Annotated in this window: 2 protein-coding genes; both read left to right on the top strand. The window is 51.1% G+C overall.

Annotation, left to right across the window (positions count from 1 at the left end; genetic code table 11):
* The first annotated feature begins 138 nt into the window (after nucleotides 1–138).
* A complete protein-coding gene (locus F4Y39_15795; GenBank protein MYC15185.1) occupies nucleotides 139–1,410 on the top strand; it encodes a DUF1552 domain-containing protein in 1,272 nt (423 codons plus the stop codon).
* 2 nt (nucleotides 1,411–1,412) lie between these two features.
* Nucleotides 1,413–3,878, top strand: coding sequence for a DUF1592 domain-containing protein (locus F4Y39_15790; GenBank protein MYC15184.1), 2,466 nt, complete (start codon nucleotides 1,413–1,415; stop codon nucleotides 3,876–3,878).
* Nucleotides 3,879–4,130 lie beyond the last annotated feature (252 nt).

Below are 4,130 nucleotides of genomic sequence, written 5' to 3'. Positions count from 1 at the left end.
GCCCTGTATAATTTTTCTTGTCATAGACCACAATTTTCGTTATTTATTATATACCTTGATTCATAATCAGTATAACTGTAAATAATTGTAAATAAATGTGAATAAATGTAACTGTAATCGCAAAAAAAGGAGCCTCCCATGAAATCCCTAAACCGGCGCACATTTCTCAGGAATGCAGGTGTTTGTCTGGCATTGCCGTTTTTAGACGCCATGATCCCCGTGGGGCGGGCTGCGAGTCAGGCATTTGCCCTTGCCCGCGAACAAGCCGCAAAGCGGCTGGTATGTATTGGCAACCCCTTCGGAATGATCCCCGAGCGATTCTTCCCAACGGGAAGCGGTGCAAATTACGCACTCCCCTCCCTCCTGCAATCACTATCAGCGCATCAACAAAATTTTACGATCTTTTCCAACCTGGACCACGGCGTAACCGGCGGACACCGCACCGCGCATACATTCTTGAGCGGCATCCGCATCAAAGACGCCAAAATGATGCCCGAAGGCAACATCAGCATCGATCAAAAAGCCGCGGAATTCGTGGGCGTCAACACGCGGTTTCCCTCCTTAAATGTAAGCATCAATGGCCACTGCGAAATGGTCTGGACGCGCACGGGCGTGCGGGTACCCCCAATTAACAATCCCCAAAAAGTATTCCAAGCACTCTTTGTAGATACCACCGCACAAGAAAAAGAACAGCGTGCAATCGCACTCGAGCAGCACGGCAGCATCTTAGACGCCGTAATGGGCGAAGCGCGATCCTTTGAGCGCAAACTGGGCCAAAGAGATCGGGAAAAACTGGAAGAATATCTGACCTCTGTGCGCACAGTCGAGAAAAAGCTGGGCATGTCCAAAGCGTGGCTGGACAAACCCAAACCCCAGGTCAATATGGAAATGCCGGAAAATGGACCCTTTGTCGAAACCCTGCCCTTGATGTACGACCTCATTGCCCTATCACTGCAAACCGACTCCACGCGGGTAGCAACCCTGGAAGTGGGCCAGGGGATCAAAACCACGGACCTGGGCTTGAACACGAATTACCACAAGTACTCGCACCACGGCAAATTGCCCGAACTCATGGAAGGCCTGACAATAATAGAAAAATATCAGATGAAACACCTGGGCCTGTTCTTCGACAAACTCAAAGCGATTGAAGACCCCGCCGGGGGAACCCTGTTTGATCACACCATGGTATTATCCGGCAGCGGCATGGGCAACGGCAGTTCGCACTCCAACAAAAACCTGCCAATATTGCTCGCGGGTGGCGGATTCAAACACGGGCAGCACATGGTATTCCCAGAAGCAAAGCCCCAGCGCGTTCCACTGAGCAACCTGTACCTATCGATGTTACAAAATTTCGGGCTGGAAATCGATCACTTTGGCCAGAGCACCGGCACGCTAAAAGGATTCGAATAAAAATGAAAAAAAGCGTTCTATTCCTCCTGATCGGCATTTTTCTCTCAGCAACTGCCTGGGCAGAAGGAGATGCGACATACAAAAACACCGTGCGGACGTTTCTGGCGCAGCGATGTTATAAATGCCACGGCGCAGAGCTTCAAAAAGCAGACCTGCGGTTTGACACCCTCACGTTGGATTTTCACAATGAAGATGTATTGCTAACGTGGCAAAATATCGCCGACATGTTAAACCTCGGCTTAATGCCGCCCTATGAAGAGCCGCAGCCCGAACTCGCGGAAATGATGCCCGTGATCGACTGGATCACCGCCTCGCTAAAAGCGCATTACGAAGCCGAAGAAAGCACGGGCGGACAAACGGTCTTGCGCCGGTTAAATCGGAACGAATACCGCAACACCATTCGGGATCTATTGCATCTGGACATGACCATATTCGACCCCACAGATGCATTTCCCCAGGACGATGAAGAACACGGATTCGACAACATCGGCAAAACCCTCGTCATGTCGGATTTCCTGGTCGAAAAATATCTCGACGCCGCCGATCAAATCGTACAACGCGCTGTATTGCCCGGCCCACCGCCAGAAGTGAAAACACACGAATTCACCTTTCCCATCATGCGTGGGGCCGGTGGATTTTTGACACCGGCGAGCCGCCGCTTGAAACAGGGATACGACGAGATATTCCGCCGACCCGACGACCGCTGGGGATATATGTCCATCGACAGATTCCGAAAAGGCGTACCGCATTCGGGAATGTACCGCGTTCGCGTTCGCGCATCTGCACACAACCAGCAACACCCCTATGACAAAGCACTGCGAACAGACGAAAATGAACCCATGCGCCTGGGCATTGTCGCCGCATCCGGGCGTTATGGCGACCTGCGGCAGAGCAACACATCGGATATAACACTGGCCGAATTTGAAATGATCGCAGATGGCAAACCCCGCGATTACGAACGCGAACTCTATCTGGACGAGTCCTACGTGCCGCGCGTCACCTATCCAAACGGACCGATCTCCCTTTATTGGCGGAGCATTCTGAGGCGTTATCATCCCCAGCTATACGACAAAACAGACCGGCGCAAACTGTCTCAGAGAGAAGACCAGGAACTCGTACATCGGCAAACCGAAGTCGCAGTCATGAACTATCTGGGACCGAGCATTCGCATATACAAAGTCGAAATCGAAGGTCCCCTTTACGACCAGTGGCCCCCGCCTTCGCACACGAGTATCTTTGGCAAGCGCGATCCCAACAAAATCAAACCGCGCGATATCCTGACCCGCTTTGCCACGCGCGCGTATCGCCGCCCGGTCAAACACAGTGAAATCGCGCACATCCTGCAACTGGTCGAACAACGAGAAAAAGCCGGTGCCTCGCGCGTTCAGGCCATCACAATGGGCTTAAAAGCCATCTTGTGTTCGCCCAATTTCCTCTATCTCTACGAAAACGAAGGCCAATTAGAAGACTACGCCCTCGCGTCCAAACTCTCGTATTTTCTCTGGTCATCCATGCCCGACGAAGAATTATTTGCGCTGGCAAAGAAAAAGCGATTGCACAAACCGGACGTCTTGCGCGCGCAAATCGATCGCATGTTAAAAGACGAAAAAGCGCAGGCATTTGTAGAGAACTTCACAGAGCGATGGTTGGCCCTGTACAAAATCGGCGAAATGCCGCCCGACCCTCGCAATTTCCGACTGTACTATCAGGCGCATCTCGAAGACGCGATCAAAAAAGAAACCCACGCCTTCTTCCAGCACATCCTGGACAAAAACATGAGCATCGCGCATTTCATCGACTCGGACTTCACCTTCATCAACCGCGACCTGAGCTTGTTATACCGCATAGAAGGCGTAGAGGGCAGGGAATTTCGCAAAGTAAAACTCAACGACCCCAAACGCGGCGGCCTGTTGGGACACGCCAGTGTATTGACAGCAACATCGAACGGAATCGAAACATCGCCAGTAGTGCGCGGCGTATGGGTATTGGAAAACATACTGGGCACACCACCCCCGCCACCCCTGCCCGATATCGAACCACTTGAACCCGACATTCGGGGATCGACGACCATTCGCCAGCAACTGGCAAGCCACCGCGAAATCGCCACCTGTAACGAATGCCATCGCCACATCGACCCCATAGGCTTTGCACTGGAAAATTTCAATCCCATAGGCGCGTGGCGATATGGTTACGGTCCCAAAAAACCAAAAATAGATGCGTCAGATGTCCTATCTGACGGCAGCAAATTCGACAACCTTGTGGGCTTTAAGAAAATATTGATGCAAAAGAAAGATCAATTTGCCCGTTGCCTGACCGAAAAAATGCTCACCTATGCGACCGGACGCACATTGGAAGCCACAGATCGCCCCGAAGTGGATCGCATCGTAAACGATTTAAAAACACAGGGCTATGGCTTGAAAGACCTGGTCCTGCTCGTGGCGACGAGTGAGCCATTCTTGACCAAATAAGTCGCCAACTCTTCAAGAAAAAAACAAAACCGCTCTGGCCTCGCGCCAGGGCGGTTTGTTTTTTGTAAAAAAATGTAAAAATAAATTTGGAAAAATCGTAGTTTTCGATTGACCCGTCTCAATTTGAATATTAACATGCGTTTTAGGTAAAATGAATCATCTTTAACAAACAGAAAACAGCGAACTGGATCGCGGCTAAAACCATGCCGCGATGACGGCCTTTACTGGCCGCTGACCGCTATCGCTCATCAG

Source organism: Gemmatimonadota bacterium (assembly GCA_009838845.1).
Taxonomy (GTDB): domain Bacteria; phylum Latescibacterota; class UBA2968; order UBA2968; family UBA2968; genus VXRD01.
This window is presented reverse-complemented; position numbering and strand designations above follow the sequence as displayed.